This window comes from Cobetia sp. SIMBA_158 (assembly GCF_046566945.1).
GTDB classification, from domain to species: Bacteria; Pseudomonadota; Gammaproteobacteria; order Pseudomonadales; family Halomonadaceae; genus Cobetia; species Cobetia amphilecti.
In genome coordinates this window covers 1-305 of the sequence record NZ_JAWJYL010000191.1, presented here as the reverse complement: position 1 = coordinate 305, position 305 = coordinate 1, and the positions used below count along the sequence as shown (strand labels likewise).

The window sequence follows — 305 nt, the reverse complement described above, 5'->3', positions numbered from 1 at the left end:
TAATAAAAAGTTGATGAGATATGACAGATTAAAAAAGAAGTTTGATAAGTTAGGGTAAAACAGAGATTTTATAAAGAAAAAATAAAATGAAATGGAGGCTGTACAATGAGGGAAATCAAGATTCGAGGAATGGGTATCAACGGAGAATGGTATTACGGTGATCTATCAATCATTAAACAAAGAATTAAAAGCATGGACATTAATCCTGGTTCTTATATCTCTAATAAAGCTGGCGTTCCATTTGCTTACAGAGTGAGGCCGGAAACAGTTGGGCAATACACCGGATTGAAGGACAAGAACGATCA

General features: G+C 34.8%; 1 protein-coding gene. It reads left to right on the top strand.

Annotation, left to right across the window (positions count from 1 at the left end; genetic code table 11):
* Nucleotides 1–105: 105 nt before the first annotated feature.
* A partial coding sequence (locus R2R70_RS19585) for a hypothetical protein (RefSeq protein WP_410978833.1) occupies nt 106–305 on the top strand: 200 nt, incomplete at its 3' end.